This window comes from Streptomyces kebangsaanensis, from assembly GCF_001906585.1.
GTDB lineage: Bacteria > Actinomycetota > Actinomycetes > Streptomycetales > Streptomycetaceae > Streptomyces > Streptomyces kebangsaanensis.
Genome location: NZ_JUJA01000156.1, coordinates 152,981 through 153,452, shown reverse-complemented (window position 1 = coordinate 153,452; position 472 = coordinate 152,981). Strand labels below are relative to the sequence as shown.

Annotated in this window: 1 pseudogene; it reads left to right on the top strand. The window is 74.4% G+C overall.

Features of this window, described 5'->3' with window-relative positions:
• Positions 1 to 472: pseudogene (locus RH94_RS26980) on the top strand (hypothetical protein); the annotation flags it as partial.

Sequence of the window (472 nt, the reverse complement as noted above, 5' to 3'; positions counted from 1 at the left end):
GGACCTGCCACTGTGGCTGGCCCTGCTGCGCACCCCGGTGTCGCTCTACGTCCCGGCGCTGGACCTGCCGGTGTGGGCCGGCATCACCCAGCTCTTCCTCGCGTTCGCACTGGCCGAGCTCACCCTGGGCCGGGGCCGGACGCTGTTCGTCTCGTACGCGGCCACGCTGGCCGGCACCCTCACGGTGCGCGTGATGATCGCGGCGGGCCCCGGCTGGTGGGGACTGGGGCTGCCGCCCGAAGCCGGACAGGTGCTCGACACCGGGCCGTCCGCCGCCGTGGTGGGCCTGTTCACCTACCTGTCGGTCGTGCGGCGCGCCCCGGTCGTCTTCCTCCTCACCGGCGGGTCGATGGTGGTGGAGTCGGTCGTCGTGCCCAACCTGGCCGGCCGCGAGCACCTGATCGCGGTGGCCGCGTCGATCGTCCTGGCGCTCCTCCACGGCCGCGGACCGAAGTGGCTGCCGGGCAGGGCC